Annotated in this window: 42 protein-coding genes, 1 tRNA gene and 2 pseudogenes; 38 read left to right on the top strand and 7 right to left on the bottom strand. The window is 52.3% G+C overall.

The window, feature by feature from the left end:
• The first annotated feature begins 107 nt into the window (after positions 1-107).
• From MIM_RS05590 to MIM_RS05550, 11 genes are all read left to right on the top strand, one after another.
• Complete coding sequence (locus tag MIM_RS05590) at positions 108-554, top strand: helix-turn-helix domain-containing protein (protein ID WP_084458927.1); 447 nt, start codon at positions 108-110, stop codon at positions 552-554.
• A gap of 60 nt (positions 555-614) precedes the next feature.
• Positions 615-992, top strand: coding sequence for a hypothetical protein (locus MIM_RS05585; RefSeq protein WP_042070008.1), 378 nt, complete (start codon positions 615-617; stop codon positions 990-992).
• 50 nt (positions 993-1,042) lie between these two features.
• On the top strand, positions 1,043-1,213 hold the full coding sequence (locus MIM_RS23130) for a hypothetical protein (protein WP_158318700.1): 171 nt from the start codon (positions 1,043-1,045) through the stop codon (positions 1,211-1,213).
• The gene (locus MIM_RS05580) at positions 1,210-1,398 is read left to right on the top strand and encodes a hypothetical protein (RefSeq protein WP_025371780.1); all 189 of its coding nucleotides are present in this window, start codon (positions 1,210-1,212) and stop codon (positions 1,396-1,398) included. Before MIM_RS23130 ends, MIM_RS05580 begins: the two co-directional genes overlap by 4 nt.
• Before the next feature lie 77 nt (positions 1,399-1,475).
• Complete coding sequence (locus tag MIM_RS05575; protein WP_025371779.1) at positions 1,476-1,931, top strand: hypothetical protein; 456 nt, start codon at positions 1,476-1,478, stop codon at positions 1,929-1,931.
• On the top strand, positions 1,924-2,367 hold the full coding sequence (locus tag MIM_RS05570) for a helix-turn-helix domain-containing protein (protein WP_025371778.1): 444 nt from the start codon (positions 1,924-1,926) through the stop codon (positions 2,365-2,367). The genes MIM_RS05575 and MIM_RS05570 overlap by 8 nt, the downstream gene beginning before the upstream one ends.
• Before the next feature lies 1 nt (position 2,368).
• On the top strand, positions 2,369-2,914 hold the full coding sequence (locus tag MIM_RS05565) for a hypothetical protein (RefSeq protein WP_025371777.1): 546 nt from the start codon (positions 2,369-2,371) through the stop codon (positions 2,912-2,914).
• An 83-nt stretch (positions 2,915-2,997) separates the two neighbouring features.
• Positions 2,998-3,108: transfer RNA gene (locus tag MIM_RS23100), tRNA-Tyr, on the top strand.
• Between the two features lie 507 nt (positions 3,109-3,615).
• Positions 3,616-3,810, top strand: a complete 195-nt coding sequence (locus tag MIM_RS05560; RefSeq protein ID WP_025371776.1) for a hypothetical protein — start codon at positions 3,616-3,618, stop codon at positions 3,808-3,810.
• Between the two features lie 202 nt (positions 3,811-4,012).
• Positions 4,013-4,255, top strand: coding sequence for a hypothetical protein (locus MIM_RS05555; RefSeq protein ID WP_025371775.1), 243 nt, complete (start codon positions 4,013-4,015; stop codon positions 4,253-4,255).
• A gap of 116 nt (positions 4,256-4,371) precedes the next feature.
• Positions 4,372-4,740 (top strand): hypothetical protein, encoded by a 369-nt coding sequence (locus MIM_RS05550; RefSeq protein WP_025371774.1) that lies wholly within the window; start codon positions 4,372-4,374, stop codon positions 4,738-4,740.
• A 50-nt stretch (positions 4,741-4,790) separates the two neighbouring features.
• Here MIM_RS05550 and MIM_RS05545 read toward each other — a convergent pair whose 3' ends face one another.
• Positions 4,791-5,231: an acetyltransferase gene (locus tag MIM_RS05545; protein ID WP_025371773.1), complete on the bottom strand. Its 441-nt coding sequence runs from the start codon at positions 5,229-5,231 to the stop codon at positions 4,791-4,793.
• Positions 5,232-5,652: 421 nt separating this feature from the next.
• Between MIM_RS05545 and MIM_RS05540 the strand changes: the two genes are divergently transcribed.
• Both MIM_RS05540 and MIM_RS05535 read left to right on the top strand, forming a co-directional pair.
• A complete protein-coding gene (locus MIM_RS05540; RefSeq protein ID WP_025371772.1) occupies positions 5,653-5,925 on the top strand; it encodes a hypothetical protein in 273 nt (90 codons plus the stop codon).
• Positions 5,922-6,281, top strand: a complete 360-nt coding sequence (locus tag MIM_RS05535) for a hypothetical protein (RefSeq protein ID WP_025371771.1) — start codon at positions 5,922-5,924, stop codon at positions 6,279-6,281. The genes MIM_RS05540 and MIM_RS05535 overlap by 4 nt, the downstream gene beginning before the upstream one ends.
• A 66-nt stretch (positions 6,282-6,347) precedes the next feature.
• Here MIM_RS05535 and MIM_RS23125 read toward each other — a convergent pair whose 3' ends face one another.
• Positions 6,348-6,488, bottom strand: coding sequence for a hypothetical protein (locus MIM_RS23125; protein WP_158318699.1), 141 nt, complete (start codon positions 6,486-6,488; stop codon positions 6,348-6,350).
• On the opposite strand from MIM_RS23125, the gene MIM_RS05525 reads away from it, so the two are divergent.
• From MIM_RS05525 to MIM_RS23475, 20 genes and pseudogenes are all read left to right on the top strand, one after another.
• Positions 6,487-6,711, top strand: a complete 225-nt coding sequence (locus MIM_RS05525) for a hypothetical protein (protein ID WP_025371769.1) — start codon at positions 6,487-6,489, stop codon at positions 6,709-6,711. The two genes, MIM_RS23125 and MIM_RS05525, sit on opposite strands and share 2 nt — an antisense overlap.
• A gap of 2 nt (positions 6,712-6,713) precedes the next feature.
• Positions 6,714-7,433 (top strand): hypothetical protein, encoded by a 720-nt coding sequence (locus tag MIM_RS05520; protein WP_245592821.1) that lies wholly within the window; start codon positions 6,714-6,716, stop codon positions 7,431-7,433.
• Positions 7,354-7,800, top strand: a complete 447-nt coding sequence (locus MIM_RS23480; RefSeq protein ID WP_245592820.1) for a flotillin family protein — start codon at positions 7,354-7,356, stop codon at positions 7,798-7,800. Before MIM_RS05520 ends, MIM_RS23480 begins: the two co-directional genes overlap by 80 nt.
• A 7-nt stretch (positions 7,801-7,807) precedes the next feature.
• Complete coding sequence (locus MIM_RS05515) at positions 7,808-8,623, top strand: hypothetical protein (RefSeq protein WP_025371768.1); 816 nt, start codon at positions 7,808-7,810, stop codon at positions 8,621-8,623.
• Between the two features lie 34 nt (positions 8,624-8,657).
• A complete protein-coding gene (locus MIM_RS05510; RefSeq protein ID WP_245592819.1) occupies positions 8,658-9,278 on the top strand; it encodes a hypothetical protein in 621 nt (206 codons plus the stop codon).
• Positions 9,279-9,280: 2 nt separating this feature from the next.
• A complete protein-coding gene (locus MIM_RS05505; protein WP_052342280.1) occupies positions 9,281-9,685 on the top strand; it encodes a single-stranded DNA-binding protein in 405 nt (134 codons plus the stop codon).
• Between the two features lie 380 nt (positions 9,686-10,065).
• On the top strand, positions 10,066-10,491 hold the full coding sequence (locus tag MIM_RS05495; protein ID WP_245592818.1) for a hypothetical protein: 426 nt from the start codon (positions 10,066-10,068) through the stop codon (positions 10,489-10,491).
• A complete protein-coding gene (locus MIM_RS05490) occupies positions 10,488-10,826 on the top strand; it encodes a hypothetical protein (RefSeq protein ID WP_025371764.1) in 339 nt (112 codons plus the stop codon). The genes MIM_RS05495 and MIM_RS05490 overlap by 4 nt, the downstream gene beginning before the upstream one ends.
• Complete coding sequence (locus MIM_RS23650) at positions 10,823-11,023, top strand: DUF551 domain-containing protein (protein ID WP_025371763.1); 201 nt, start codon at positions 10,823-10,825, stop codon at positions 11,021-11,023. The genes MIM_RS05490 and MIM_RS23650 overlap by 4 nt, the downstream gene beginning before the upstream one ends.
• Positions 11,020-11,424, top strand: a complete 405-nt coding sequence (locus tag MIM_RS05485; RefSeq protein WP_025371762.1) for an ead/Ea22-like family protein — start codon at positions 11,020-11,022, stop codon at positions 11,422-11,424. The genes MIM_RS23650 and MIM_RS05485 overlap by 4 nt, the downstream gene beginning before the upstream one ends.
• The gene (locus MIM_RS23120; protein WP_158318698.1) at positions 11,421-11,597 is read left to right on the top strand and encodes a hypothetical protein; all 177 of its coding nucleotides are present in this window, start codon (positions 11,421-11,423) and stop codon (positions 11,595-11,597) included. The genes MIM_RS05485 and MIM_RS23120 overlap by 4 nt, the downstream gene beginning before the upstream one ends.
• Entirely contained in the window at positions 11,590-11,931 is a 342-nt protein-coding gene (locus MIM_RS05480) for a hypothetical protein (protein ID WP_025371761.1), read from the top strand. The genes MIM_RS23120 and MIM_RS05480 overlap by 8 nt, the downstream gene beginning before the upstream one ends.
• Entirely contained in the window at positions 11,928-12,428 is a 501-nt protein-coding gene (locus MIM_RS05475) for a hypothetical protein (protein WP_025371760.1), read from the top strand. Before MIM_RS05480 ends, MIM_RS05475 begins: the two co-directional genes overlap by 4 nt.
• Positions 12,425-12,724: a hypothetical protein gene (locus tag MIM_RS05470; protein WP_025371759.1), complete on the top strand. Its 300-nt coding sequence runs from the start codon at positions 12,425-12,427 to the stop codon at positions 12,722-12,724. The genes MIM_RS05475 and MIM_RS05470 overlap by 4 nt, the downstream gene beginning before the upstream one ends.
• Complete coding sequence (locus MIM_RS23115; protein ID WP_158318697.1) at positions 12,721-12,873, top strand: hypothetical protein; 153 nt, start codon at positions 12,721-12,723, stop codon at positions 12,871-12,873. Before MIM_RS05470 ends, MIM_RS23115 begins: the two co-directional genes overlap by 4 nt.
• Complete coding sequence (locus MIM_RS05465) at positions 12,870-13,073, top strand: hypothetical protein (RefSeq protein ID WP_025371758.1); 204 nt, start codon at positions 12,870-12,872, stop codon at positions 13,071-13,073. Before MIM_RS23115 ends, MIM_RS05465 begins: the two co-directional genes overlap by 4 nt.
• A 248-nt stretch (positions 13,074-13,321) precedes the next feature.
• Positions 13,322-14,398: pseudogene (locus MIM_RS23645) on the top strand (RtcB family protein); the annotation flags it as partial.
• Positions 14,399-14,407: 9 nt separating this feature from the next.
• Positions 14,408-15,442, top strand: coding sequence for an RtcB family protein (locus MIM_RS23640; protein ID WP_407638149.1), 1,035 nt, complete (start codon positions 14,408-14,410; stop codon positions 15,440-15,442).
• A 95-nt stretch (positions 15,443-15,537) separates the two neighbouring features.
• On the top strand, positions 15,538-15,762 hold the full coding sequence (locus MIM_RS05455; protein WP_025371757.1) for a DUF4224 domain-containing protein: 225 nt from the start codon (positions 15,538-15,540) through the stop codon (positions 15,760-15,762).
• Between the two features lie 4 nt (positions 15,763-15,766).
• On the top strand, positions 15,767-16,828 hold the full coding sequence (locus MIM_RS23475) for a tyrosine-type recombinase/integrase (RefSeq protein WP_025371756.1): 1,062 nt from the start codon (positions 15,767-15,769) through the stop codon (positions 16,826-16,828).
• A 313-nt stretch (positions 16,829-17,141) separates the two neighbouring features.
• Here MIM_RS23475 and MIM_RS22385 read toward each other — a convergent pair.
• Together MIM_RS22385 and MIM_RS05440 are read right to left on the bottom strand one after the other, a co-directional pair.
• Positions 17,142-17,294, bottom strand: a pseudogene (locus tag MIM_RS22385) (transposase); the annotation flags it as partial.
• 58 nt (positions 17,295-17,352) lie between these two features.
• Positions 17,353-17,874, bottom strand: coding sequence for a WG repeat-containing protein (locus MIM_RS05440; protein ID WP_245592817.1), 522 nt, complete (start codon positions 17,872-17,874; stop codon positions 17,353-17,355).
• Positions 17,875-18,271: 397 nt separating this feature from the next.
• Between MIM_RS05440 and MIM_RS05435 the strand changes: the two genes are divergently transcribed.
• From MIM_RS05435 to MIM_RS05425, 3 genes are all read left to right on the top strand, one after another.
• The gene (locus tag MIM_RS05435; protein ID WP_025371754.1) at positions 18,272-18,481 is read left to right on the top strand and encodes a hypothetical protein; all 210 of its coding nucleotides are present in this window, start codon (positions 18,272-18,274) and stop codon (positions 18,479-18,481) included.
• A 271-nt stretch (positions 18,482-18,752) separates the two neighbouring features.
• A complete protein-coding gene (locus MIM_RS05430) occupies positions 18,753-19,979 on the top strand; it encodes a YeeE/YedE family protein (protein WP_025371753.1) in 1,227 nt (408 codons plus the stop codon).
• A 236-nt stretch (positions 19,980-20,215) separates the two neighbouring features.
• Positions 20,216-20,716, top strand: a complete 501-nt coding sequence (locus MIM_RS05425) for a hypothetical protein (RefSeq protein ID WP_144084590.1) — start codon at positions 20,216-20,218, stop codon at positions 20,714-20,716.
• 207 nt (positions 20,717-20,923) lie between these two features.
• Here the strand turns inward: MIM_RS05425 and MIM_RS22015 are convergent, their stop codons facing one another.
• The 3 genes from MIM_RS22015 to MIM_RS05410 all read right to left on the bottom strand — a co-directional run bounded on the left by MIM_RS22015 (position 20,924) and on the right by MIM_RS05410 (position 25,262).
• Entirely contained in the window at positions 20,924-23,575 is a 2,652-nt protein-coding gene (locus MIM_RS22015) for an OmpA family protein (RefSeq protein WP_025371751.1), read from the bottom strand.
• Positions 23,576-23,788: 213 nt separating this feature from the next.
• Positions 23,789-24,688, bottom strand: a complete 900-nt coding sequence (gene phhA, locus MIM_RS05415; protein ID WP_025371750.1) for a phenylalanine 4-monooxygenase — start codon at positions 24,686-24,688, stop codon at positions 23,789-23,791.
• A 292-nt stretch (positions 24,689-24,980) separates the two neighbouring features.
• Complete coding sequence (locus tag MIM_RS05410) at positions 24,981-25,262, bottom strand: 4a-hydroxytetrahydrobiopterin dehydratase (RefSeq protein WP_025371749.1); 282 nt, start codon at positions 25,260-25,262, stop codon at positions 24,981-24,983.
• A gap of 248 nt (positions 25,263-25,510) precedes the next feature.
• Here MIM_RS05410 and MIM_RS05405 point away from each other — a divergent pair, with 248 nt between their 5' ends.
• A complete protein-coding gene (locus MIM_RS05405; RefSeq protein ID WP_025371748.1) occupies positions 25,511-26,134 on the top strand; it encodes a DUF2946 family protein in 624 nt (207 codons plus the stop codon).
• 69 nt (positions 26,135-26,203) lie between these two features.
• Entirely contained in the window at positions 26,204-26,776 is a 573-nt protein-coding gene (locus MIM_RS05400; RefSeq protein ID WP_025371747.1) for an NUDIX hydrolase, read from the top strand.
• Positions 26,777-26,788: the final 12 nt, after the last annotated feature.

Raw genomic sequence — 26,788 nt, 5'->3', positions numbered from 1 at the left:
CTATCCATTGCTGAACCGTCTGATAATTGCGGGCGCCAGTTTTCCGAGCGGTTTCAATGGGTCCGCCGCATTTCTGTACTGCTTCGATGATGAGGGTCTGAGAGTTCATGAATAAATTATATACAAGCCTCTCTTGTATAGCAAGTCATTCTTGTATTGATACAAGTTGTTCTTGCGTGTTCAATATGGCTATGAGTACACTTAGCGATCGAATCAAGCACTACCGGACGAAAAGCGGCCTTTCGTTGGAAAAGGTTGCGGATAGGCTCGGGGTGAGTTACCAAACCGTCCAGCAATGGGAAAAGGGAGATACGACGCCGCGTGCGAGCCGATTCCAGAAAATTGCAGCTGCACTGAACACAACGCCCGAAAATTTAGTTGGCACTAGAAGCGTTATAGATACAGTAGAACGTGCGCTTTCAGACTGGCCTTTCAAACGGGTTACGCAGCGCGATTTGGAGAGACTGCCGCCGGAGATTTTGGAAGATGTCGAAGACTATATTCAGATGAAACTATCGAAATTACCTGATGACGAACGCAAAAGCGCGGCGTAGTTATACGCGCGTGGGAAACGTCCTCTACTTGATAAATATTTAACCTAAAGGTAACCAAAGATGAATCGAGTATTTAAATGTGTCTTATTAGCAACGATAATTTTTGCGTCTGGCTGTTCCATGCCAACGCGCACTGCCGTAACAGAGACAGGCGATCTATTCAACTCCCAAAATGTCGAAAAAATTCATCAGGGCATGTCTCAGGCTGAAGCATTGGCGCTCGTTGGAGTCCCGCCAATGTCAAAAATGCAAGTGATGGATAAAGAAACGTACTCATGGGGCAAGTCTTCAATGGTGTCCAGCGGGTCCGGATATCGTCTTTTCCCAGTCGGTTACCCGGTAACTGAAACACTTGTACTGTCGTTCAAGGATGGGAAAGTAGCCGAGAAAATCTACAACAAACACCAGATGCAGTCCCGGACTACGAGAGTTCAATAACCCCTTTTAGAGGGCCGCCGCCCCACCCAGCCCAATACTACTAGACCATCATGACCGACCAAGAAGCCAACATTAAGACAGAAATAGCCTGGATGAGAGCCAATTTAACGCAGCAGGCGTTCGCGGAATGGTACAAAACGCAACAGGGTCACCAGAAGGCCTGGCTGGATGACTTCGAGCGCCTGGTTCTGCCCGATAGAATCGAACGCCCGGCGCCATGAAAAATCTGAAGTACAGACACCTATACGACGAGAACGGCTTGCTGAAAAAGGAGCCGGTGCCTACTATCACGCCCATGGAACTAGATCAATGGTTGCGCGAGAATGTGACGGATCCCGAAATCAGGAAGTGGTATCGGCAGAAGTTGGCGGAATCTGTTGTGGTGCCGGATGAAGAGCAGGAATAACCCCTTTTAGAGGCTGGGAATGATATGCAACAATTATGCAGAAAGCGCAGACAAAAGTTAACTTATAGGTTACGATAATGGGAATGGATCTGGTCGAACTGTGGCAAAGTAAAGACCCGCGCAAGCTCTGTTGGAAAGTTTACGGAGTTTTGGAAGATGGCTGCTGTCAGGTTTACGACAAATTTCTTGAGCTTGCCCAAATCGAAGCAGATCGAAAGAGAGCTGGCAATTTACTCCAGAAGATTCAACACATTGCCTTTAACGAAGATGGCCCAAATCTATATACGAAAGACAGCAAAGTGTGCCATGAGGCTATAGCCGGCACCGGCATTTATCGTCTGCGTAAAGATCAGCTGCGACTGTATTTTTTTTATGATAGAGATCATGTAGTAATTTGCTCGTTGCTTTTGGAAAAGCGAAAAGATAAGTTGAGTGACGCAGAAGAAGATAGATTAATAAAGATTAAACAGAATTACGAAAGAACCACTCACAGGTTTAATATCGTAAAAAACAAGGATTACCGCCGTGGATAAAATTACCGACTTGTTCAGCGAATTTGAGAAGCTGGATTCATATTGGGAATCAAGAGCACAGCATGAATTTTCACTGAAAATTTACCAAATAATGAAGGAAGATAATCTGAACCAAGCACAGGTTTCTAAGTTGCTAGGAGTTTCCGCCCCATATATTTCCAGCCTTTTGTCTGGCGATAGAAATCTGTCACTTAAAACGATGGTGAAGTATGCTCGAAAGCTTAACCGGATTCTTTCAGTGGAGCTGCTCAAGGAGAAATCTGAGGATCTCAGTAGCTTCGACTTTTTAGGCGAATCAGATCCTCATTATGCAAAGCTCCAAGACGATGGCTTTCTGGCTTCGCTGAAAACCAATCGAATGAATGCCGCAAATGATCAAGAATTCTCCACTCAATTTGTATCGACCTCTAATGGCAAATACTCTATAGCTGGATGAAATGCAAACAAGCCCTATACAACCCATCGAGATTTTTTTTGACGAAGTTTCCGTTCAATGCAATAAAAATGAGGGGGGCGCAGCGCTGCCCTCTCCGAATGATTTTTTTGAATGGATGGGAGTCCAGATTCGAGTAAAACACAACTTTGAGTTGATTGTAGAAGAAAAAAGAACTTTGGTTTTAATAACTTTTCAGTTTGAAATCCCCCGTTCAGAATCGCCTCAAATCGCCTATAACTTAAAAATCTCTGTTTATGGGAAGTTCGCACAATTAAATTTGCCAGCGTTCAAACCAAAGACTGAAGAAGAATCGATTGATTTGATCGTCGTAAATGGGTCGTCTATATTGTATTCAGTTGCAAGAGAAAAAGTTTTAGAGATAACTTCAAGGATGAAACCTGGTCCTTTAACGCTTCCAAGCGTGAACTTCATGGATGCACGCCCATCACTGAAAAATAAGAAAGACCCGCAGCCAAAAGAACCAGAAAAAAAATCAACTCGAAAAAAGACCGCTTCACCCAAAAAATCGGCCTCGGCCACTAAGTAACCCCCCCCACCCGCTCCGGCGGGTTTTATTTTGCCCACCCTCCCCCTTGCGCACCACCCGACGACCGGCTATGATTGCCCCCGACAGGTTGTAAGTCAATGGCGAAACACGTATCGCGATCACTGTAGTAGCCAGCTCCGGTCGGTAGACCTGCCCAGTACGGGAAAATGCGGGTTCGAGTCCCGCCGCCTGTCCGCTCTCCCCATCCCTTCCCCAGCCACACATTGATGTGGCTTTTTTGTGACAGTTGCCGCTTGTATATTGCGGCATTTATTTTCCCCTTTTATACAAGTTTAGCTTGCATACAAGTTGTGCTTGTATTAATATCTGTTCATGCACTCAACGGAGCGCACCGAATGCCAGGAATCAACGGGATTCGATTCTTTAACAACTGAGCGTGTGGACCACACCGGAATTATCCGGCGAATAACGGCACACAAAGACGCTACGCGCCCCGCTGTGAAGTGAGGGTGCGGTATGGGGAGTATGTACGCTGATTGCCCCGGCAAAATGAAGCAGCAAATTACCACGTTCGATACATCTTCGGGGTGCGCTGTGAAGCGTCCGGAAACTGGTAATCAGCGCCTGTAATCAGCCAGAGGCGGGTATCTGGTCGATAACGCCCGAGAGAAGAACGGGAGGATGCACTTCGCATCCGAAAGCGCATTGATTGGCAGTGTGCTTTTTTATGCGAGGGCTTTATGGACACAGTAGGAAAGTCATGGTTGGTGGGCCGACAGTACGGCTCCGAATATAAGCATTTCTCAGATAAAGAGAAAGCGGAGTGGGAAGCGGATTTTTTAGCAAAGCGCAACCCCGAGGAAGCATTTGTGATCTACGAATGCATTCAGGTTTCAAAAGTCGAATTGCCAGTCAAGACTATCAAAAAAAACTGATCGGCCCGGGAAGGAAAACTTTTTTGCAGAGAGCGCACTCCCGCATCCCTTGGGAGCACATGCCTCTGATTATTTTCCTTCCGCTATGGGCCTTGTTTTTATGGCTGATCACCAAGTAATGCAGAAGCCCCACTACTTCGGGGCTTTCAGCATCTTTGAGAGTCGTGACAGGGCTTTGAAAGATGTTTAACAGGAGATAGAGATGGATGCAATAACTGAAGAAAGACTCGAAGAATTGCTTCGGCAGCGATATGGCCTTGAACCAAAGGCGGGCATGCTGAAAGTGAGGGATGGATATGTAACTGAGGGCGATAAGGTGTGGTGGCGTGGCTCAACCGGGCCTGAGCATGTGCGAGTTGATTATGAGCATATCAGGAATATCCGAGATTACCCAAATGTTTACCAGATTGCGAAACCGAAAATCGAAGTCACATACTTGGATTAATCCCAACCGGCTTTCCCCCGAGAGCCATCACGCTAGGCGGTTTATCTAAGGGTCAATGGAGCCGTCCCGAGGTTTGGTAGAGCCGCCTACCGTGAATATCAACAGGAGATAACGAAATGAGTTCAACAGCATGTGATGACCAATTAACAGTGCATCCGGACGACCAAGCTAAGCAGGCGTCCAACCCTTTGAGCGACTTTTATGTAAATGCAGTGGCTCAAGAGCACGGATACGCGCACCCACTTTCTACACTGGCGCGCCTTGATCAATGGATAGGATTGCATGGCAAAGAGGATTCAATAACTCTGCTGATATGGGAATCGCAGAAGGTCATACGCGAACTATTGAAGGATAAGGAGCGACTCGATAGCGGCTGCATTATCACTCAAGAGCGTGACGATTTCGGTGACGAGCACTCATGCGAACGACGCGGACTTGATCTGCGCGCTGCGATAGACGCCGCCATTGCCGAGTCTCGAAAGTAAGCAGTATGTGTTGCTGGTCACGCCAAAACCAGCACCTTAAAGCATGGGCGTTATCCGTTGGAGAGTCGCATGTGAAGTAATGGAAAAGGCTTGCCTTGGCTATCTACAGGAGATCTGTCAAACACTTCAAATCCCATATGTTTGTAGAAACCCACCGCCTGCTCATTCTGTTCGTTCACATCCACGGAACGCACTGACATGTTGACAATAGCATCTTCTAAAAGAAGCCTTCCCGCACCTTGCCCACGCACATCAGGAGCAAGGAACAACATTTCCAATTTTCTTGAATGTACCCCAGAGAACCCTAATATGAGGCCATCTTTGCTTACACAAGCTTTTAATGTAACGGCTGGAAGCCATTCTTCGAGCAATGGCGCACGAAGCTCCTGTATATCGGAAGGTGTGAGGAAATCATGGGTTTCTTTCACTGACGCTTCCCATATACACACCAATTGCTCATATTCAGAGGGGTGAACAGGACGAATCCTCATTTTTAAACGCTCCAACAATTTCACGAAAACAATTGATAATTGTATCAATCCCCCTCAACAGTTGCAGCGCAAAAGCAAAAACCTATTCAGCACCCTGATTCAAGCACGCTCACCCTGAAATAGTAGGCAGGGGCCGGCCTTCCAACCCGGTGCGAGTGTGCTTTAGTGAGGGTAATGCCCAGGCTGATGGGCGGCGAATGGAATAATCCGGCGTGATAGACATTCTAGGTCGCAGCAACTGGCGACTGCTATGAAAACATGTGCGCACGCTTGAGCCGGAGATCAGCACCGGCACCCTCTCCCCCTTTTCCAAGGCCAGCACAGGCCGCAATCAACCAACTCCAATCGTGTAACCGGCAACCGGACTATCCCGGCTTGTCCCCGGGTGCGCGCGCCTTGGAAATCCTTTATGGAGTGAATTATGCAGATCACCATATTCTCCCTGCCTAACGGCACACCGCGTGAAGTCGAGATCACAAACGTCAATCCAATTGATGCTGAATTCTTTGAGCACCACAAGGTGAAGATCAGCATGGAGGATATCGGCGGCATGTTTGCTGTGTACGCGGATATCGGGAAAGTGCATGACGGCGAGCCTGATGAATTGATCGAGCTATCACAGGGCCGGTCATGCGAAGACACACTGAATGCGCTTCGTTTGCAATGCGAAGAAGCCTTGCGAGAAATGGCATGAACGCCCCATTTACCATCTGGTCCCTACCCGAAGCCGGGCCGATCACGCCGCCTGAGTACGACGATCCAGAGCCAATCACCCCCCACCTTTCAAATGACCAGATCCACCACCGCATCCACGATTGCCTGACTGGAGCCACAAGAGAGGCATTCACTAAGGACAAGCGGTACTGGTATGAATCGGTCATTGAGTGGGAGGAAGAATACATGATGGCCAACAGCGCGGCCTGCGCGATCAGCATCGACCTTGCCCGAGAACGGATGCACCACGTCGAGCAGATGATGTTGATCCACGCCCGCGAGCTGCTGGACGAAATGACCGAAGATCAACTGATGGATGAAGGAATACAGCCATGAGCGACATGGGAGACGACTTCCGCGCTTTTCGGGAGCACAAAAGGGAGTTGCGCAATAGATACGGCGTCAATTGTCCAGTTTGCACAAAGCAACTTCCGAAAGCCCAACCAACAATCTTGTTGCCGCAGCAACGGTGCCGAGTCTGTAAATACGTTGATCCTCGACCAGAACTGACGGACGAGCAATACCAAATGAAGGAACAGCCATGACCTACTTTCAAGGCCCGAACGTTGTGGCGCCGCGCGAACTGCGCCGCAACAAATACACCAAGTTGCCCCATTTGGCCTATCTTGACGGGCACCGATATAACCCGCTTACCGGCGACTGGAAATCAATCATCGAGCCGCCCATGCCACGCGCCGCAAAACTCTTCATCCTCGCGTTCGCCATCGGCTGCATTGCCCTATTACTCAATTCACCAGGAATTTAACCATGTCAGAAGTCATCGAACAAGAAAGCACTGAGCTTGTGGCGCTGCCACCGAAAGAAACCGCGCTATCGGTTTACAGCACATCTGGCGGTCTGGATCCTTACCTTGAGCGCATCAAGGCCGAGATTGACGCCTTCGTACCCGACACATCGACCGCCAAGGGTCGCTCAGCAATCGCCAGCATGGCATTCAAGGTTGCCAAGATTAAAACCGCAATAGAAGCCCTGGGCAAGACGGTTTCTGCTGAACTGAAAGAGATTCCGAAAAAGGTAGATGCTGAGCGCAAGCGCACGCGGGAAAAGCTGGAGCTTTGGCAGGCAGACGTACGTAAGCCGCTGACCGAGTGGGAGCAGGCGGAAGAAGAAAGACAGGCTCGTCACAATCAAAACGTGATGCGGCTCAACCAATACGCAGCCAATGCCAGTCAAGAAATTGAATCTCTCACATTGCTGGAAATGTTAGGCGCAGTCGAAGCCACGGTAGTTGATGATTCGTGGGAGGAATTCGAGTCTGAAGGCCATCGCGCCAAGGAAAAGGCAATAGCATCGTTGCGCGCTGCCATCGATAAACGCCAGCAATACGAAGCCGAGCAGGCAGAACTTGCCAAATTGCGTGCCGACGCCGAAGCCCGACGAATCCAAGATGAAAAGGATCGTATCGCACGCGAAGCAGCAGAGGCAGCCACCAAGGCAGCAGGAAGCGAAAGCGCAGGCCGAACGTGATGCCGCGATCAAACGTGAGGCAGACGCCAAGGCTGCAATGGAACGCCGGGAACTGGAACTAAAGCTACAGGCCGAGAAGGCAGAGCGCGAGAAGCAGGAAGCCATCAACCGCGCCGCTCAGGAACAAGCAGCAGCCGAGGAACGCCAGAAGCAGGCAGTCGAGGCCGAACGCAAGCGTCAGGCAGACGAAATCGCCCGGCAGGAAGCGGAGGCAAAAGCGCGGGAGGCGGACAAGAAACATAAGGCGTCCGTCAATCGTGCGGCAATGGAAGCCTTTATCGCTGGCGGCATGACCGAGGATTGCGCCAAACAGGCCGTAACGTTGATCGCCAAGGGTCAGATCCCGGGCGTGAAAATCTCATACTGAGGGAATTATGAATGAAGTTATTGAGCGGCCAGGAATCGTGCCGCAGGTTGAAGGCCGAAGTTCTGTAGCGGAGGTGACGAAACACGTTATCGCCGTTCAGGAAGTCATGAAGTCGGTGATGAAACAGAACGTCCATTACGGATCCATCCCGGGCGCTGGCGACAAGCCTACCTTGTTAAAACCCGGCGCTGAAGTGCTTTGCGTCACGTTCCGGATCGCGGATGACTTCATTGTCGAGGATTTATCCGCGCCCGGTGTGATTCGATACCGAGTGAAGTGCATCGGGAAACACCAGTCTACCGGCATCACCCTTGGTTCCGGCTTGGGGGAGGCATCCACCGACGAAGAAAAGTACAAGTGGCGCAAAGCTGTTTGTACTCAGGAATGGGAGGACACACCGAAGGATATGCGCCGCCTGAAGTATGGCCGCAAGGCGAACGGTCATTACACGGTCGAGCAGATCAGGACCGAGCCAGCAGACCTTGCCAATACCGTCTTAAAGATGGCCTGCAAACGCGCCAAAATCGCAATGGTTCTGAACGTAACAGCAGCGTCTGACATGTTCAGCCAGGACTTGGAGGACTTGGACGCCGAGCTTGTGCGCCATCTGGCCGAGGATGACCGAGAGAACCATATGCAACAGGTGCGGCAAGAATGGAAAGAAAAGGCGACTGCCACGGAAACGGAAGAAGCCCTGCGCGCCGTCATGAAGGCTGGCGTCAAGGTATTTCAAGAAACACGCGACATGGATGGATACAAGGAATTTGCTGCGGTAATTCAGGAACATGGCGCCAAACTCAAAAAAGGAGCAACCGATGCTTGATATCCGATTCCGCTGTTCCAGCATCGGGAAGCTCATGGCCTCCCCTACTGCGGCTGCCGCCAAAGCCGGTGAGGTTTTGTCCGTCGGTGCCAAATCCTATATCCGGGAGTTGGCATCGCAAGAGATTTTCGGCATTGACTTCGAAGTTTCCAGCAAGGAAATGGAAAAAGGCATCGAAGTCGAGCAGGACTCTATCGACCTGCTGAACCGCGTCCGTGGCCTGAACCTGACCAAAAATACAGAACGCCGCACCAATGAGTGGATCACAGGGGAATGCGACCTGTATGACGCAGAGCGACGCCGCGGTCATGATATCAAGTCATCATGGTCGGCCAAAACATTCCCGGGCTGGGTCATGGACTGCGAGGATAAGGTATACGAATGGCAGATGCGCGGCTACATGATGTTATGGGATGCCGACGAATGGGAGGTTAATTACTGCCTTGTAGACACCCCGCAGCGTCTGATCGGCTTCGAGCCTATCCAAATGCACGTTGTCTCCCATATCCCTGAAATGCACCGCCTCACCAGTTGGGTGGTAAAGCGGGATTTCGACAAAGAGCGAGAAATGATCGCTCGAATCAAAGCGGCCAGAGAATATCTTACTCAGGTCATCCAAGAATTTGACACAGAACACAATTTAATTGAGGTTTGAAAATGGCTATTAACGTATGGACTTTCACGGGCAATATCGGCAGGGATGCAGAGCAGCGGTTTACGCCAGCAGGTGATTCAATCGTTTCTTTCCCTGTCGCGACACAGGCCGGGTTTGGCGAAAAGGCGATCACAACATGGGCGCGCTGCTCGATCTTCGGAAAGCGCGGGGATTCAGTATTGCCCTACTTGAACAAAGGCCAGCAAGTGGCAGTTTCAGGGGAATTGGCTGCTCGGGAATGGGAGAACAAGGACGGTATTAAACAGACCAGTATTGAAGTGCGCGTCAACGATCTGCAGCTTATTGGCAAGCGGGATGACGGGCAACAGCAGGCACCACAACAACGCCAGCAAGCTCCAGCAAAGCCATCTGGCGGCGCCGATGAAATGTCGGACATCCCTTTCTAGCAAACACAATCATTAAGCCCTCCCCGGGCTTTTTTAACGCCATGACCAAACAGCAATTCATCCACCGGATGCGCTCGTACATCCGTAACAACTTCAGGAACAACGCCCACGTCGCTGCATTCTATGGCGTGTCGGAGGTACGAATGAAAGGTATCAGAAGCGGCATGGTAAAGCCAACACAGACCATGCTTGACGATCTGGCTATTACTACGGAGGCGGTATGAAGGTACTGATTGCCTGTGAATATTCAGGCCGCGTGCGTGATGCCTTCATTCGGGGGGGGGCATGAGGCCATGAGTTGCGACTTGTTGCCTACTGATGCGCCAGGGCCGCATTACCAGGGCGACGTCCGGGACGTTCTGGACTACCCATGGGATCTAATGATCGCTCACCCTCCATGTACTGATCTATCTGTAAGTGGCGCAAGGCATTTTGCAACAAAACGGCTGGACGGAAGGCAGCAGGCCAGCGCGTCATTTTTCATGATGCTGGCAAAGGCTGGCATACCACGCATAGCCATCGAAAACCCAGTCTGCGTCATGTCGTCGCTGTATCGCAAGCCAGACCAGATCATCCAGCCGTGGCAGTTCGGCCATGGCGAAACAAAGGCTACTTGTCTTTGGCTGAAAGGACTTCCGCTGCTTACTCCGACCAATATAGTGGAAGGCAGAGAAAACAGAATCCATAGAATGCCGCCGTCCGCTGATCGTTGGAAACTTCGAAGCGAAACGTTCCAGGGGATTGCAGATGCGATGGCAGACCAATGGGGCGCAGAACAATTCGACTTACTGAGGAACATAGCATGACCACCCAAACAGACCAAGAACTGCTGGAACTGGCTGCCTACGCCGCTGGAGTGAAAAATGCCCGTTGGTCAAATGGATTCGGAGGCATGGCAGGAAATCAGGACGGCCGTCCGGTAATTTTCAACCCGTTGACCAGTGATGCGGACGCTTTCCGCCTAATGTCCAGATTGGCTATGCGCATTACATATCGTTCTGTAGATGTAGATGTGTCTTGCTTTGCGGCGTGTTGCTCTGAATATGTTCCTACATACAAAGACGCAGCAGAGGCCACCCGCCGTGCCATCACCCGAGCAGCCGCCGCCATCGGTCAATCTATGAAGGAGCAAGGGAAATGACACAGGATAAATGGATCAGCGTCGATGATCGTCTGCCATTGTCTGAGCAGATGATTGTCGTTATGCGACGTAACGGAAGGCCATTCGCTGGAGTGTATTCAGAGAAAAAGGAATATTGCATAGACCGCCATACAGGGCATTTCGTGTGCGGATTTACTCACTGGATGCCTTTACAACCTCCCGGAGACCACCCATGACCCCCGAAAAACTCGATGCACTGTATGCGTTGGCGAAGAAGGCTACTCCGGGGCCGTGGGAAGCGTTTAACGACACGGTATTGGTTGAAGATGAAACTGCCGAGAACGAAATCGCCTACTTTTGTGGGTATGAATACAACGAAGATACTGTTCAGGTGGATGCCGCATATGTCGCCGCCGCCTCCCCTGATGTTATCACCGCCCTAATCGACAGGGTGCGGGAGTTGGAGGCAGAACGCACGGAGTTGCGAAAAGCGCTCTCACTGGCAGCATGCGAACTTGATGTGCTGGGCAGGGAGTTGGAGCAAGTCCACGACGAGGTTCCGCATATTGTTGGGTGCTTGCCTGCGCCCGATGTTTTACCCGCCGTCCGCGCAGCACTTAATAAGGAACCGACATGAAGCAATACATTGCATATTTCGTAAGCCATGGGGCAGAAAACCAACTCAAATTCGACACTGACACGGGACAAGACCCCGCAGAGGTAGCGGTTGACTGCATCGCTGAAGAATTTGATTTACCGCACGGTGATATTGAAATCATCGCAATTCGAGAGAACAAGGGTTATGTCTAAATACATCGAATCAAAGCTAAACCCTGATGGCCGCACCTACGATCATTCGGAGGTGATCGAGGCTCATAAGAAAGGGGCGAGGGTTGAGTGGTATTGCTGGCATCAATGGAAACCTTGTGCTCCACTTTGGCAAACTATTACCAAATACCGCGCCGTGATTGAGGATAAGCCAACCGTCAATGACAGCAACGCTAAAGACTTGCTTATCGTTCCGTCAGTCAATCTTGCTGCGCACATCAGGGACAAATTCCAATCTGGTAACGACATTCCCGTAGAGCGCATCACACTCACACGGGCAGAAGTTAACGAAGTATTTCCGGGACTATTGAAATGACAGAACAATACAAACTGGTTCCTGTTGAACCAACATTCGACATGTGCGAAGCATTTGAAGAATCATTTATTTCAAATAAAGGGATGAATTGGCGCTGGAGAATTGACGCTGGGTATAAGGCCATGCTTGCAGCGGCACCCGTTCAACTATCCCCCGCTGAAACGCTGGATCGTGAAGCGATTCGTAATGAGGTGCTGGAAGAAGCTGCATTGAAAATTGAATCAATGAAGCCTGGATCGACAATTGATATTGTCGTGCAGTCATTTGCCGACACCATACGCGCCCTGAAATCCCAGCCAGCCCAGCCGAGCGATAGTCAGGCGGATGTTTCGGATGTGGAAGCCCTGTTGAGAATTCAAAGTTACTTGGATCGAAAAGCTAAGGACAGGCAAGCTGACCCAGAGCTGATCCACACATATGACGGAATTTTTGAACTTCGGACTGAGGATATCCGTTCTCTTTTCAAAGCAGCCATGCGCGCACAGGAGCAATCATGACAGACACTGACATCAGGGCGGCTTTTGAGAGAGCATGGCGAGGCAGGGTTAGAGAACCGATTAACGAATCAAAGAAAGATATTGCATGGACGTGGTACTGCCACGGGTGTCAGCAGGGTCAGAGGGACTTGATCGAGGCGATGGGCGAGCCTGTCGCATACCAAGTCATCAGTCAGCACGGCGGGAATGATCGGCTATATGCGGCCGGCCACGTCAGTGATCAATTCCTGGAAACGGAACGCCGCGTAGGCAATACCGTGCGGGCGCTGCATTTTGTGCTGGAGGTGGGGGAATGAACAAGATCAACTGGAAAACCGTATTCGACTCAGCGGCTGATTACATTATCAGTTCGTACGCACTTGCTGCCAGATGGCTATTCGTTGGGTTTGGATTCGGTGTAGGGCTGACTATGGGCGTTGCGGTGGTGATCGGGTGGCTGAAATGACCGACTGGCAACCGATCGAGAGCGCGCCATCTGGCATCGTCGTCATGACAAAGATAGACGACGCCAACGGAGAGCGCAACGTGCAAAAGCTGCGCCGTCGGGGAAAGTTATGGTTTTGCGTGGATAACTGGACGGGCGACGATGTGATGTATGTCTACTACCAGCCCACGCACTGGCGGACTTTGAGGGGTGGGGAATGACTGAGCCAAGACCCGAGGCAAGCTACTGTTGCCATAAGTGTTTCCGAGCATCCACGGCGTGGCCTTTCATGTCAAAAATGATTGTCTGTTCCGAGTGTGGCAATAAACGCTGTCCGAAGGCGACGGATCACGAACTTGAATGCACTGGCAGCAACGAGCCGGGACAGCCTGGGAGTAGGTACAAATGACCGACGCCATCCGCAGAATGTTGGAGACGACAGCGTTAAAATCACAAGAAAGGAAATTCGATGAAAGTAATTAAAGATGACGACATGCTGCGCCCTATCAAGGCGTGGACAGACCATATTGAAGAAACCGCCCTAACCCAAGCCAAGAACCTTGCGCGCCTCCCCTTCATCGCAGGCAATGGCGTTGCTCTGATGCCCGACGTTCACGCTGGCAAGGGTTCAACCGTGGGTTCGGTCATTGCGACGGAGAAAGCGGTTATACCGGCAGCCGTGGGCGTTGACATCGGATGTTTCCGTGGGGACATGAAGGTTCCGTTACTTGATGGGACTCAAGCCACATTTATCGAGCTTGAGACGCGCACAGAGCCGTTTTGGGTCTACTCGATCAACGCTGACGGCAAAGTCGCCCCTGGCAAGGCACGTTGCGTCAAGACTCGCTCGAACGCAGAATTGATCCGCGTGGTCGTGTCTGGTGGGGATGAAATAATCTGCACCCCTGACCACGAATTCATGATGAATGACGGATCGTATAAACAAGCGAAAGACCTGTCTTTCAATGACAGCCTTATGCCTCTTTACCGTCGATGGCAAACCCGTGACGGATACGAATCGGTCAGTAATGGAAAGGGTAGCTCTAAACTTACGCATATCATGGTGTGGGAGTATTTCAACGGCCCAGTCCCTGAAGGTCATATTGTGCACCACAAGAGCCATATTCATTTCGACAATGATCCGTCGAACATGAAGCTAATGACAGCGAGCGATCATTCCAGACATCATCGCACCGTAGGACACTCTTTTAATAATGCCGACCCGGTGTTTCAGCGTATGCGCCTTGCCGGGATTCAACGCCGCTCAGCTAATCCTTTAGAACGCGAGGAAATGGCGCGTATTGGGAAGGAAAACATCGAGCGATATATGCGCGAGAATCCAGAGCACTTTGCAAATGCAGTCAAGGACAATGGTAAGCGCGGCGCTTTGTATCTGACGAGTTTCAACACATCACCACGCGCATGCGATGATTGTGGCGAGACATTAACTAATCCAGCAGCTCTTCGCTGGCATAAACAGAAGGAGCACGGATACAACCACAAGGTATTGCTGGTTCAGCCGATAGAAGAACGTGCTGACGTTTACTGTTTGCAGGTGGAAGAGCATCATAACTTTGCGCTGGCTGCAGGCGTGTTCGTGCATAACTGCGGCATGAATGCGGTTCGACTGTCCCTGAAAGCGTCAGACCTGCCTGACTCTTTGACGGCGATCCGCCGCCAGATCGAACGCGACGTTCCTCTGGGCGCTGGCGGCGGTCATAAGCGAGAAAGCGACCGTGATGCGAACCTGCGTCGGCTCCCGGTCATGCCTAACGAGCGCGTTCAGGACATCATAGCAGACAAGATCGTCGGCTCCATGCCGAAGCTGTTCGATAAGATTAGCGCCCAGCTCGGCACTCTCGGGTCAGGCAACCATTTCATTGAAATCTGTATCGACGAGAATCAGGACGTGTGGGTCATGCTGCACTCAGGTTCTCGTGGGATCGGTAACATGATCGGGACACACTTCATTTCGAAGGCAAAGAAAACGATGGAGAAATACCATATTCACTTGCCTGACGGTGACCTTGCCTATATCCCAGAAGATACCGAAGACTTTCAAGACTACATGGACGCAGTCCAGTGGGCGCAGGATTATGCCCTTGAAAACCGTAAGGTCATGATGGAGAAGGTGATTGCGGCGCTTCGCCTGACTATCCCCAAGGATTTCACGATCACTCAGGAAGCGATCAACTGTCACCACAACTATGTGGAGAAAGAAAACCACTTCGGCAAGAACCTTTGGGTGACCCGTAAAGGGGCTATTCGCGCCCGTGACGGCGATTTAGGAATCATCCCCGGGTCTATGGGTCAAAAAAGCTACATCGTACGCGGCAAGGGCGAATTGCAGTCTTATTGTTCGTGCTCCCACGGCGCAGGTCGCCAGATGTCCCGAGCCAAGGCCCGCCAGACCTTCACACTTGACGACCTGCGCAAGCAAACGGAAGGCGTAGAGTGTCGCAAGGATGACGCAGTTCTTGATGAAATCCCTGGAGCCTATAAGGACATCGACACCGTTATGGCGAATCAAACTGATCTGGTTGAGGTGCTGCATACCTTGAAACAGGTCATGTGCGTGAAGGGGAATTAATGACCTTCCACCCCGACCACATCCGGCGATTTCTCGCCACGTCCCAGAAATATCTAAACCTGCCGCCGGCGGGTTTTTTGTTGGAGAAATGAATTATGTTTCTGACCGATGATGAATTGAAGGAATTGACCGGCATTTGTCGCGGCAAAGACGGCCACACCCTGCATCAATTGCAGATCGACTGGCTGCGCAAGCAAGGCATTCCCTTCTATGAAAATGCCCGCAATAGGCCAGTTGTTGTCAGGGAAGTGCTGACAAACCGTAAAATAACCGAACCTGCCCGCCCGAAATGGACGCCAAAGGTGTTAAGCATGGGGTGATGAGATGGGAAGAAAACCGACAAAATACACAAATTTACCAAAGGGAATGCGGGTCCGGGTACGCAAGTACGGCACTTATTACTACTATGACAAGGGTGGCAGCCCCCGCGTTGAAATCGCTCTCGGCTCTGATTATTTACTTGCAGTCCAGAAATGGGCTGAGCTGGAACAGACAGCGCCAAAGTCGGTAATAACTTTCAAGGATGCCTTTGATCTGTTCATTCAGAAAGAGTTGCCGTCAAAATCCGACCGGTATCAAACCGACATTCTTAAAGATCGGGTTCCTTTGATTGAGTTTTTTGAAGATGCGCCGCTGGAAGAAATCGCAGCCGTCAATATCCGTCAGTATCTACGCTGGCGGGCAGAGCGAGCCGTGCAGTGGATGAAGGAACGAGGACGCAAAGTCACAAAAACGACCGGGCATACGCGGGCAAATCGTGAGATTGCGACATTTTCAGTTGTGTTCAATTACGCCCGTGAAATGGGGTTAACGAACGCTCCCAATCCGAAGCAAGGCGTCAAGATGCACTCTGAGAAATCCCGTGACGTATACGTCGAGGATGACCTGTATCAGAGGCTATGGGATATTGCTGACCCTCCATTACGGGACGCTCTGGATCTGGCCTATCTGACCGGCCAGCGCCCCGCCGATGTGGTAGGCATTACCGATCATGACATTCGAGATGGGGTGCTGTACATCCGCCAAGGCAAGACCTCAGAAAAACTGCGCTTCCAAATCAGCCCTGACCTGCAGCAATTGATCGACCGCATCCGGGCGCGCCGTAATCAGTACAAAATCGTCACCACCTACCTGATTACGAACCGATGGGGCAAGCCAGTAACGACCCGGGCGGTGTCAGAATGGCTCAGGCAAGCCCGAATTAAGGCCAAAATAGGTGATGTAGAGTTTCAGGTTCGTGACCTGCGCGCCAAGGCCGGGACGGACAAAGCGGACGCCGAGCAAGACCCTCGGGCAGCCCAGAAACAACTCGGGCATAAACGCCTTGCAACCACTGAAATATATCTGCGTAATCGCCGGGGTCAGAAGGTCACCCCTACCCGCTAAAATAGTTCCTCAAAAAAATCAACCCATCAATGTTTATGCGGCTTTCAAGGCCACTACATTTGGTTGATTGAGGAACTAAAACGGGCCTGTAAGCCGCGCCAATGCTCAAACATAGCCCGGATTGCAAATCCGTCCAGAGCGGTTCGACTCCGCTCTGCGCCTCCAGTATATATGCGGGTTTCAGGGCAATAAACGAAAGGCGATAAACGAAACCCGATCGTTCCGCAATTGCGGCATCGCTCAGCACAATGCCATTCTGGCCGACACTACACCAGGCTCTATAGGCTCTACGCCATAAACGGGGGATGGGCATTCACCAAACTCTGTTGATCACGCCATTCCAACCGCATTGGGCCAAGACCCTCAGTCGGTAATTCTCAACATTCCTGAACCCATACGCACGGCGCGATAGCATTTCCATTTTAGTATGGAGGCCTTCGGTGATACCGTTGGATTTGGAAAAACGCTACATCTACGGGCTCTACGCCATAAACGAGGGACGGGCATTCACCAAATCTGATTCATTAACCGGGTCGCCCAGATTCTTTGGGCTTGTGTACATTCTCCCATTTCTCACAGAATACAGAAGAATGCTCTCCATGCTTTTGTGTCCTGCACCGAGTACCGGCGCTGGCTATGCCGTTTTCGAACGGATACACAAAGTCGTATTTCGCCGGAATAATGATGTTCAACGCTTTATCGTGAAAACCCATCTTCCCGTTCTCAACGAAACGCGCTAAGCCTTCCTCGAAATAATCGGGGCCATTGTCAAAAATATAGGGTCGCAAGACCGGGCGGTTATCTCTGTCCACGTATACCCAGCCCTCATTGTCCCGTACAAGCCTGGGCCCGTCGCCCCCATCGCTTTTAGCCCATACAGGGTGCGCCACTGAAAGCAGCAAGGTGAGCGCGACAATCGATTTGAAATTGTTCATCGGATAAGCATACCAGCAAAAAACGCTGCACAGCGTAGGCCTCAGCAGCTCTGCTAACCATTCATCGGGCCGCCTGCGGGATTTAAGGTCGTCATAACCCGGGCTTTTCAAAAATTAATTTTCCCCTATTGATATTTTATGAAATAACCAGTAGCATATTTTCACATATCGTATTAATTATGATGCGGTACCAGTAGTCACGGTATTTACTAAGTTGCAGCAGTCTCACCAACCCTTGTTTTATTTCAGTTGCAAGATTTATCGCCGCGCCCTGTTACGCGGCGCCATTTGATACAACTTGCTTTAATGGATGCTAATTACGCTCATGCTATCTGCCGGACATGCAGCTTCTGCACAAGCGAATACAACATTCAAGGTATTAATTTTAATAATCATCAATCCTTGTAAAGCGCCTCCGGAACAATTGGCTCAGGCGGCTGCATAGGCAGATCGGACAGTTACTCTTAATCGTTCGAGCGGTCTATATACATATTATTTGGAGGTCATTATGAATCGCGTTCGGTCAGTGAGCATCCTGTACGAGTACGGTATACCAGGCGTCAAATTCCATTACGAGAATGGGCAAACGCGCACGTTGAGCGACGAACAGGCGCTCAAATTCGTCGGCCTTGTCGAAAACGAGCGCCTACGCAGCGATATTGATTTTCTGGATACGAGTCATGTACGCAAATACGTTGCGAATCACTATTTTTGCTGATCTTTAGTGCGCATACGCGCCTGCAGTGTCAGGTTCAGGTTGTTGACTGCAGGCCATCCATTTGCGCGCTTTTGCACTGTCCTGCATTACGCCCCGAAGCCGCAAGCGCCCTCCTGTGCTACAGTGACAACCCTGCCACCAGCAAGGTTACCCGGGCGCCCTTTCCGCACAGGTCCTTAAAATAAAACCATGCGCCGCTATGCTTCAATTACTCTACGGCGTAAGATCATTTTTTTACACTCAGCGTCGTCACCCGGGCGACTAGTTCATCATGGCCTCGAATCCTTCCACCCTTGTACCCCCTGCGCGTTCACAGATCAACCTGGTTCCCGCCGCAATATCAGCAGCACTGATCATACTGGGCCTTATCTACCTGAATGGCGCCGTCAGCGGCCGCCAGGCTGCATTGTGGATCGTCGGCGCCCTGCTGGGCGCGACACTCTATCACAGCGCGTTTGGCTTCACTTCGTCCTGGCGCGTATTTATTTCTGATCGGCGTGGCGCCGGACTACGCGCACAAATGCTGATGCTGGCATTTGGCTGCCTGCTCTTTTTCCCTGTACTGGGTAATGGTTCACTGTGGGGCCAGAACGTGAGCGGGTTTGTCAGCCCGGTTGGCACCTCGGTATTGGTCGGCGCCTTTATCTTCGGCATTGGCATGCAAATGGGGGGCGGCTGCGCCTCAGGCACGCTGTACACTGTCGGCGGCGGCAGCACACGCATGATTATTACGCTGATCGGTTTCATTATCGGCTCGGTCATCGGCGCCGCACATCTGCCATGGTGGGCGGCACAGCCGTCGTTCGCGCCGTATTCAATCGTGAAGGAATGGGGTGTGTCCACCGCTCTGATCAGTAACTTTGTATTGTTTCTGGCCATTGCCCTGTTCACAATCTGGGCTGAAAAACGTCGGCATGGCACATTGATTTCGTCTGCGGTCAGCGCCGGTAAAGCCGGTGGCTGGGGCAGACTGCTTTCGGGCCCATGGCCGCTGGTTATTGGCTCCGTTGTGCTCGTCCTGCTCAACTTCGCTACGCTGGCATTGGCGGGACGCCCATGGGGCATTACCTCTGCCTTTGCTTTGTGGGGCTCGAAAATACTGATGGCCGTCGGCTATGACGTCAGCGGCTGGGGATTCTGGCAAGGGCCTGCAGCAGCATCACTGGCTGCCCCGCTGCGCAATGATATTACAAGTGTCATGGACATCGGGATTGTCCTGGGTGCATTACTGGCCGCCAGTCTGGCAGGCAAATTTGCCCCGGTCTGGTCATTGCCTGCACGCTCCATTCTGGCAGCGATTCTAGGCGGTCTGCTCCTGGGGTATGGCGCGCGTCTGGCTTTCGGTTGTAATATCGGCGCCTATTTCAGTGGTATTCTGTCGGGTAGCCTGCATGGCTGGTTGTGGCTGGTTGCCGCCTTTGCGGGCAACGTGATCGGCACCAGGATACGCCCCTTTTTCGGCCTGACTGTGGAGAAAACGTCGCAAACGGCCTGCTAAGGAAGTGTTGTAATTTACGGCGGGTCGACTCAATTTATTGACCGAAATCAACGATGATAAAGACGTGACAATGTTAGAATTGTTACGTCTTTTTTTATATTAAGCTAGGGCGCGGGGTGTTTGATACCCATTTCGCGTAATAAAAGTCTATCCATGGTGCCACTAGCCACAATCAGCAAAACTCAAACCTGGCAACGCATACGGGATGAAAACACCGATTTTTCAAGGCATACAAAATGAACGCTACTAATTCATTGCTCGTTTTATGCTGCCTGATCCTACCGCTCACCGCTTGCACGCCATTCTCTGGTGCTGGTACACGTTCGCAAAACGGCCTTTCCAGAATACGCCAGCCAAAACCCGACCCAATGACGACAGGAAACTTAACGGCAGGCAACATCAGTCTACCCGCTCGTGCATTCACCGCTTTCGGTACCTCGCCTAACGCCTGGAGTGCGGTTATTGACGGGCCCATATTGCAAATCGAACGATCCGCGACTCAGGTCGCCACGCTGACGGCTGAACGGTTTGATTACCAAGGCGGGCTCAGATTTTTAGCGAAAGATTACACAACAAGACAGTCAAACAGGCAAAGCAAAAATATTGTCAATCTGATCATCAATCAAAAACCCTGTATCAGTCCTCATGGCACGTATGACCTGAGCGCCGAATTGTTTTACAAAAACAGAAAATATTCCGGCTGCGCAGTAGTTGGTGCACCATTCGCAGACGACTGACAACACCGCAAAGCCAGGGTGCTCCTGCGTGTTAAACCGAAAGCTGCAAAGTAACGGTGCGACAGACACAAAAGCCGGACCAAAAGTCCGGCTTTTGCTTCACTGATCAGGCTTTGATCGCTTTCGCCCTGCATAAGTTGAGTGGCAGCCCTGCCACGCAGGCAGATCACACATTGAGATGCTCTCTGCCTGGCAACCGTCTGCTCATCATTGCTCGTGGATCTCCACACGGCGGTTCCTGGCGCGCCCCTCCTGAGTGGTATTGTCAGCCACGGGGGCCTGGGTTCCCTGCCCTTCGGTCTGAATCTGCCGGGCCTGCACGCCACGCAAAATCAGATATGCCTTGACCGATTCAGCCCGGCGTTGCGACAGCGTTTCATTACCTGGCTCGCTACCGGACTCATCAGCATACCCAACCAGTCGCACCGATTTGCCATTCTCTTTCAGTTGCTGCGCGTACTTATCAAGGCTATCGTGGAAACGGCTATCAACCTGTGCGCTGCCGGAAGCAAATTGCACCAGCGGTATGGTTTCCGGCGTTTTTGCCCCTTGGGTGGCGGCCGTCTGGGCCGATGCGACAACCGAGGCCTGATTATCAACCTGAATACTGTCACCCAGCAGATTCTGAATCCTTGTCGTCAACGTCTCTTTTTCCGCGTCGGATGAGACTTGTCCAGTCAATGTCAGTTTCGCCCGCTCCAGACTGACATTCACATCGTGATAGCCACGAAGCAGGCTAAGCAAGCCTGAATAGTCATCGAACGCTAATGCGGCTGCCTGACTATCCACTTTCAGTTCATCTTCTATTTTGCTATGGCCATCAATCAACTTGGCTGCGTTCAAAATGCGATTGCGTGCCGACTCTGACGGCACCGTCCCGCTGATTCGCAGCGCATCACCGTCACGCTCAAGCTGAACCCGGGCAACAGCGCTGCCGTTAGCCTGTGCGCTGTCTGCGGTTGACACTGCTGATTGACCTGCAGCGCCGGCGGATGCGGCAGTACCGTCCGTCTGTGCCGGATTGGCGGCCGCAGCAGCATCTGGTTCTGCGCTGCCAAATGTCGTCGTTTTACCAGAAGACATGTCCGATGCTGAAGGCTGCGCCGCCCCGCCATTGCCTGTCGCACTTTCGGCTGGCGTATCGGAAGGTTGATCAGTGCTACCCTCTTGTGGCTGCGCTGGCTTGACAGCGCTGTCGAACGCTTCGGACTCACCGAAACTCGTCGTTTTGCCCGTTGTGTCCTGTGGCTCTGTGGTTTGCTCAGCAGCAGCGGTTTGCTCAGCAGCAGCGGCTGCCGGCTTTTCAGCAAGTGGAGCAGGTTCGGCAAAGGTTGTTGTCTTGCCAGATGCCGCATTGTCCGCTGCCACATTGTCTGTTACTGCATTGCCAGCAGCAGTACTATCGGCTGCCGCGCCACTCGTTGTTGCATTGTCAGTTGCTGTGCTGCCAGTTGCGGCTTGTTCAGCCGCAGCGCCAGACGCATCTGATGCGCTCGTGGTGGCTGCAGCATCCTGTGTTGCAGCCTCCTGCACAGATGAAGTATGGCCTGTCTCTGTCGTGTCTGCAGGGGCGCCACCGGTCCCGGTCTCTTGCGTCGCCTCGGTGGCCTGCTGTCCGGCTGGCTCCGTAGAAGAACCAGCGGCACTGGTATCTGCAGAAGCGGGAGCAGTTGCAGAGGCTGCGCCTTCCTGCGCATCGGGCTCCATGCTGTCACTGGCCTGACCATAAGTTGGACCGTCCGTATTCGATTCTGCAGGGGTTGCAGATGCACTCTCTGCAGCGTCCGTAGCGGCTGCAGTTGCGGCGGAGTCGGGCGTTGCTGATTGATCTGCACGCTCTGGCTGGGTCGTTTCCGATTGTTCTTGCCCTGCCTGCGCACCCTCACCCGTTGCTGCTGAAGCACCTGGGCTGGCTGATTGTGTTGCAGCAGGCTCAGGGAAATTGGCAGAAGGTTCTGCCGCGCCGCCCGATTCGGTCGCCTTGCTGCCTTCACCCGTCGAGGTATCGGCTGCCGGCGCTACAGGTGTTGCTGGCGTTACGGTCACGTTTTCGGCAGCAGGCGCATCCGCTGTGGACTGTTGCTGCGCTGCCGACTTGGCGTTTTCGGTATCGGCCGTATCCGATTGCGTACAACTTTTGATCCAGGCCGCACCTGCCAGCACCACGGCCAGCGTCAGCACCCATTTGAACCAGCCGTTGGCTGGTTTATCACGTGCGGCAGCGCCCTGTGCATCCCCTTGCCGACCGTTTGGCGAGGCCGCAGCGGTGTTCGCGTCAGCCGCAGCCAGCGCATCCGCGCCGAACAAACCTTCCAGACTCTCTTCACCAAGCGCTGCGAGCGCGGGTGCATCCAGCTGGGCGGCCACATGTGGTGCCTGCGTTGCCAGCAACACCGGCAGCGTCTTGGCCGGTGTACTTTCAGTTGTGATATTGTTTTTCAGAAAGGAAAGCACAAACGGTACGACAATGGACAACAGCGATCCCACCGCCTGCGTATCCAGGCCGGTAGCCACTTCCAGATGAGACGTTACCGCTTCCTGCTGAGCGCCCAGAATCACCGCCTGTTCGCTTTGGCCCAGCGTCACAATCTGCGCGAACTGATCGTTGGTGAGTACCGTGGGCGATAATGCGCTGGAGGTCAGGCTGGTCTGGGTCTGACTATTGTGTATATGGGCTGCCAGCTCCCGCGCCCCCTCGGGCTTGCCCGCCTGCCGCGCCATCGCACCGATAACCAGCGCGACCGCCTTATCGTATGCGGTCGTCGCCTGCTGGCGGGAAATATCCAGATAGTCGGAAACCTGCGCAATCAGGCTTTCACGAATCGGACCATTAAAGAACTGACTGAAATCGACACTCATGGAATCCTCACACCTTATCGGGAACTGAACGGGGCCGCTAGTCGGGCGCTTGCGGTTCCATAGTAGCACTTTATTCAGCATCCATTAAGCAGGTTGGCCGGCCCTGGCAGGACGGGCTGAACGATATACTGCGAAGCAGATTGCCCGCGGCAGGTACGACCTTCAGAAGAAATGATGCCTCACCCGCACATCAACGCGAATAAACGTTCAGCCTCAGTCTTCGGTGCGCGCAGCCTTCTGGCGATGATAACGCAGTGTTCCGGGGTGCAGCACCCGATCACCCGGCACAATCCGGTCCGGCGTATACGTGGGCTGATCGGTAATGCGTGCATAGATAGGGTCAAAATCTATCTGCGCCAGTTCGAACAAATCATCCAGCTCATTGATGACAAAATAGCTTTTCTGCAAGTCATCAATCCGATAGTCTGTACGCATGACCCGTTCCAGATCAAAGCCGATACGGTTGGGAGAGTCATCTTCCAGACAATACCGGCTTTCGGTAAACGACGAACTGATACCTGCACCATAGATACGGATACCGTCCTTTTGCTGAACCAGACCAAACTCGATGGTGTACCAGTACAGCCGCGAGATAAACGGTAAAATGCCGCGCTCAAGTGCTTTCAGGCCACCCTGGCCGTAGGCCTGCATAAAGTCGGCAATCGCCGGATTCATCAGCATGGGCGCATGCCCGAAAACATCATGAAAGACGTCTGGCTCCTGCAGGTAATCCAGTTTCTCTTTTGAACGGATGAACTGGCCTGCCGGAAAGCGCCGGTTGGCAATATGAGTGAAGAATACGTCGTCGGGCACCAGGCCAGGTACTGCCACGATCTGCCAGCCGGTGTGCTTCATCAGCAAATCATTCACACGACGGAAGTCGGGAATTTCATCTGCGGTAATGGGCATTTGCTTCATGCAATCCAGATACTGGTCGCATACCCGTCCGGGCAGCAATTTGCTTTGCCGTTCATACAGCGTTTTCCAGACGCCGTGTTCTTCTTGTGTATAGGCTTCCCAGTTCTGATCAATGGTCCAGTCAGCCGAAGGCGCCACCGCTTGCGGATCGGCACAACCATGTTTGCGGACGGGATTCAAATTCAGCGTTTCCATAAAATGTCTCCAGATGTCACTGTTTATTTGGAAACAATAGCACGCACATAAAATCAGGGTGGATTCATGCTGAACTCTGAAAAACAACGCAATAATGTATTTTTAAATCCTATTTTCAGAGCATTTATTTTATTTTCTATTCCAAAATAGGGCCGCTCAATACAGAAAATGCCAATCGGTAACCGTTGCCCACGAACTGCCAACTACTCTCGCCGCACACCGTGGCTCACAGGCGCCCCCCAGCGATGTGTCATGCAGACCATGTCAGATTGGCCTGCCCACGATCTGCGTATTAAAGCGCATCAATTGCCTGCGCCAGCTTGATATCCCGCTGCGTGAGTCCTTTAGCATCGTGCGTGGTCAGGCGGATATCAACCTTGTTATAGACATTGCTCCATTCCGGATGATGATCTGCCTGCTGAGCCAGCAGCGCGACCTGTGTCATGAAGCCAAAGGCCTGCACAAACGAGTCAAAAACAAACTGTCGCCGCAACGCTTTGCCATCCTCATCCAGCGCCCAGCCATCCAGTGAGGCCAGCGCGATGCCAATGTCTGCTTCGTTCAATGGTGTCATGACAAACTCCTGTGCGCATCCGCATCCCGAAAGATCGTTCGGATTCTGATGAGGTGATGAGTGGTAAAGTGTTGTTCTATAGTAATGCAAAGCACCGATGGCAACAAGACGCGGGCCGACGCCCAGAACCTCAAAGACAGCGCATCAGCAACTGCACTTTCTTGCCGGCATGAGGCCTCTAGTGATGTTGAGTCGCGCGGCTAACGTTATCATCAGCAAAAGCATAATCATGCAAAGGAACACAGATCATGGATGAACAAGTCCTGGGCGCGATGCAGAAGTGGCCCAATGTGCCGGCGGTATATGGCTGGCTGTCGCTCAGTGCCCAGGGCGACTGGCTGCTGCATCCCCATGGCGATGCCCGCCAGGGACATAGCGGCGAAAAAATCGCCAACGAACAAATTCGCCAATTCATGAATCGCAACTACGCGGCAAACGAGGCGGGCGAATGGTTCTTCCAGAACGGACCACAACGGGTGTATGTAGACCTTGCCGGCGCCCCTTATATTGTTCGCCTGGCCAACGATATGCAAACGCTGCTCACCCATAACGAACTGCCTGTCACCCGGATCAGCCAATGGTTGCTGGACGAGCACGGCCGGCTGTATATGCAGACAGAACACGGCGCGGCGATGCTGGCAGGCCGCGATATGGGCCTGCTGAGCCCCCATCTGCTGGTCGTGCCCGAAGCGAACGATACATCCGTTGCCGCAACACCGCTGGACCAGGCGCATCTGCAGGCATTACAGGAAGGGAATACATTGCTGGTGTCACTGGACATTGCCGTCCGCCTGACAGCTCCCATGCAGTGGCTGGGCAATATGCATATTCCGGCAAGGCTGGGTTTTGTGCGAGAGCCCGTCGCCGGCTGACGCTTTTTGCCAATAACCGGGCATTATTGTTTACACTATGCCTGACACCATCGCACCAGAAAAAACACTATGACGTTACCCAGCGCCTTGCACTATTTTCCCGCTCCCACGACTCAGGCTTTCTGCAGCCAGTGTGGCAATCCGCTAACCCGTCTGGTGCCGCCCGATGACAACCGTGAACGTGACGTCTGCAATCATTGCGGCGCCGTTCATTATCGCAATCCATTGATCGTGGTTGGTACCGTCCCGGTCTGGAACGACCAGATTCTGCTGTGCCGTCGCGCCATTGAACCCCGCTATGACACCTGGACTCTGCCGGCGGGCTTCATGGAACTGTCCGAAACCACCAGCCAGGGCGCCATGCGCGAGACCGATGAAGAAGCCGGCGCCGATATCACGCTGGGCAGGCTGTTTACGGTGCTGGATGTGCCGCGCGTTAATCAGGTGCATATGTATTTTCTGGCAACGGTCACGAGCGAGCGCCTGGATCCCGGCCCCGAGTCGCTGGAAGCGAAGTTTTTCAAGCTGGATGACATACCCTGGGATGAACTGTCGTTTCGCACCGTATCCCATACCCTGAAGCTGTACCTGCAGGACCGGACCAGCGGCGTGTTTACGACGCATTATCACAGTATCGAATAATCAGTTGCCTCA

The sequence above is a fragment of the Advenella mimigardefordensis DPN7 genome (assembly GCF_000521505.1).
GTDB classification, from domain to species: Bacteria; Pseudomonadota; Gammaproteobacteria; order Burkholderiales; family Burkholderiaceae_B; genus Advenella; species Advenella mimigardefordensis.
This window is presented reverse-complemented; position numbering and strand designations above follow the sequence as displayed.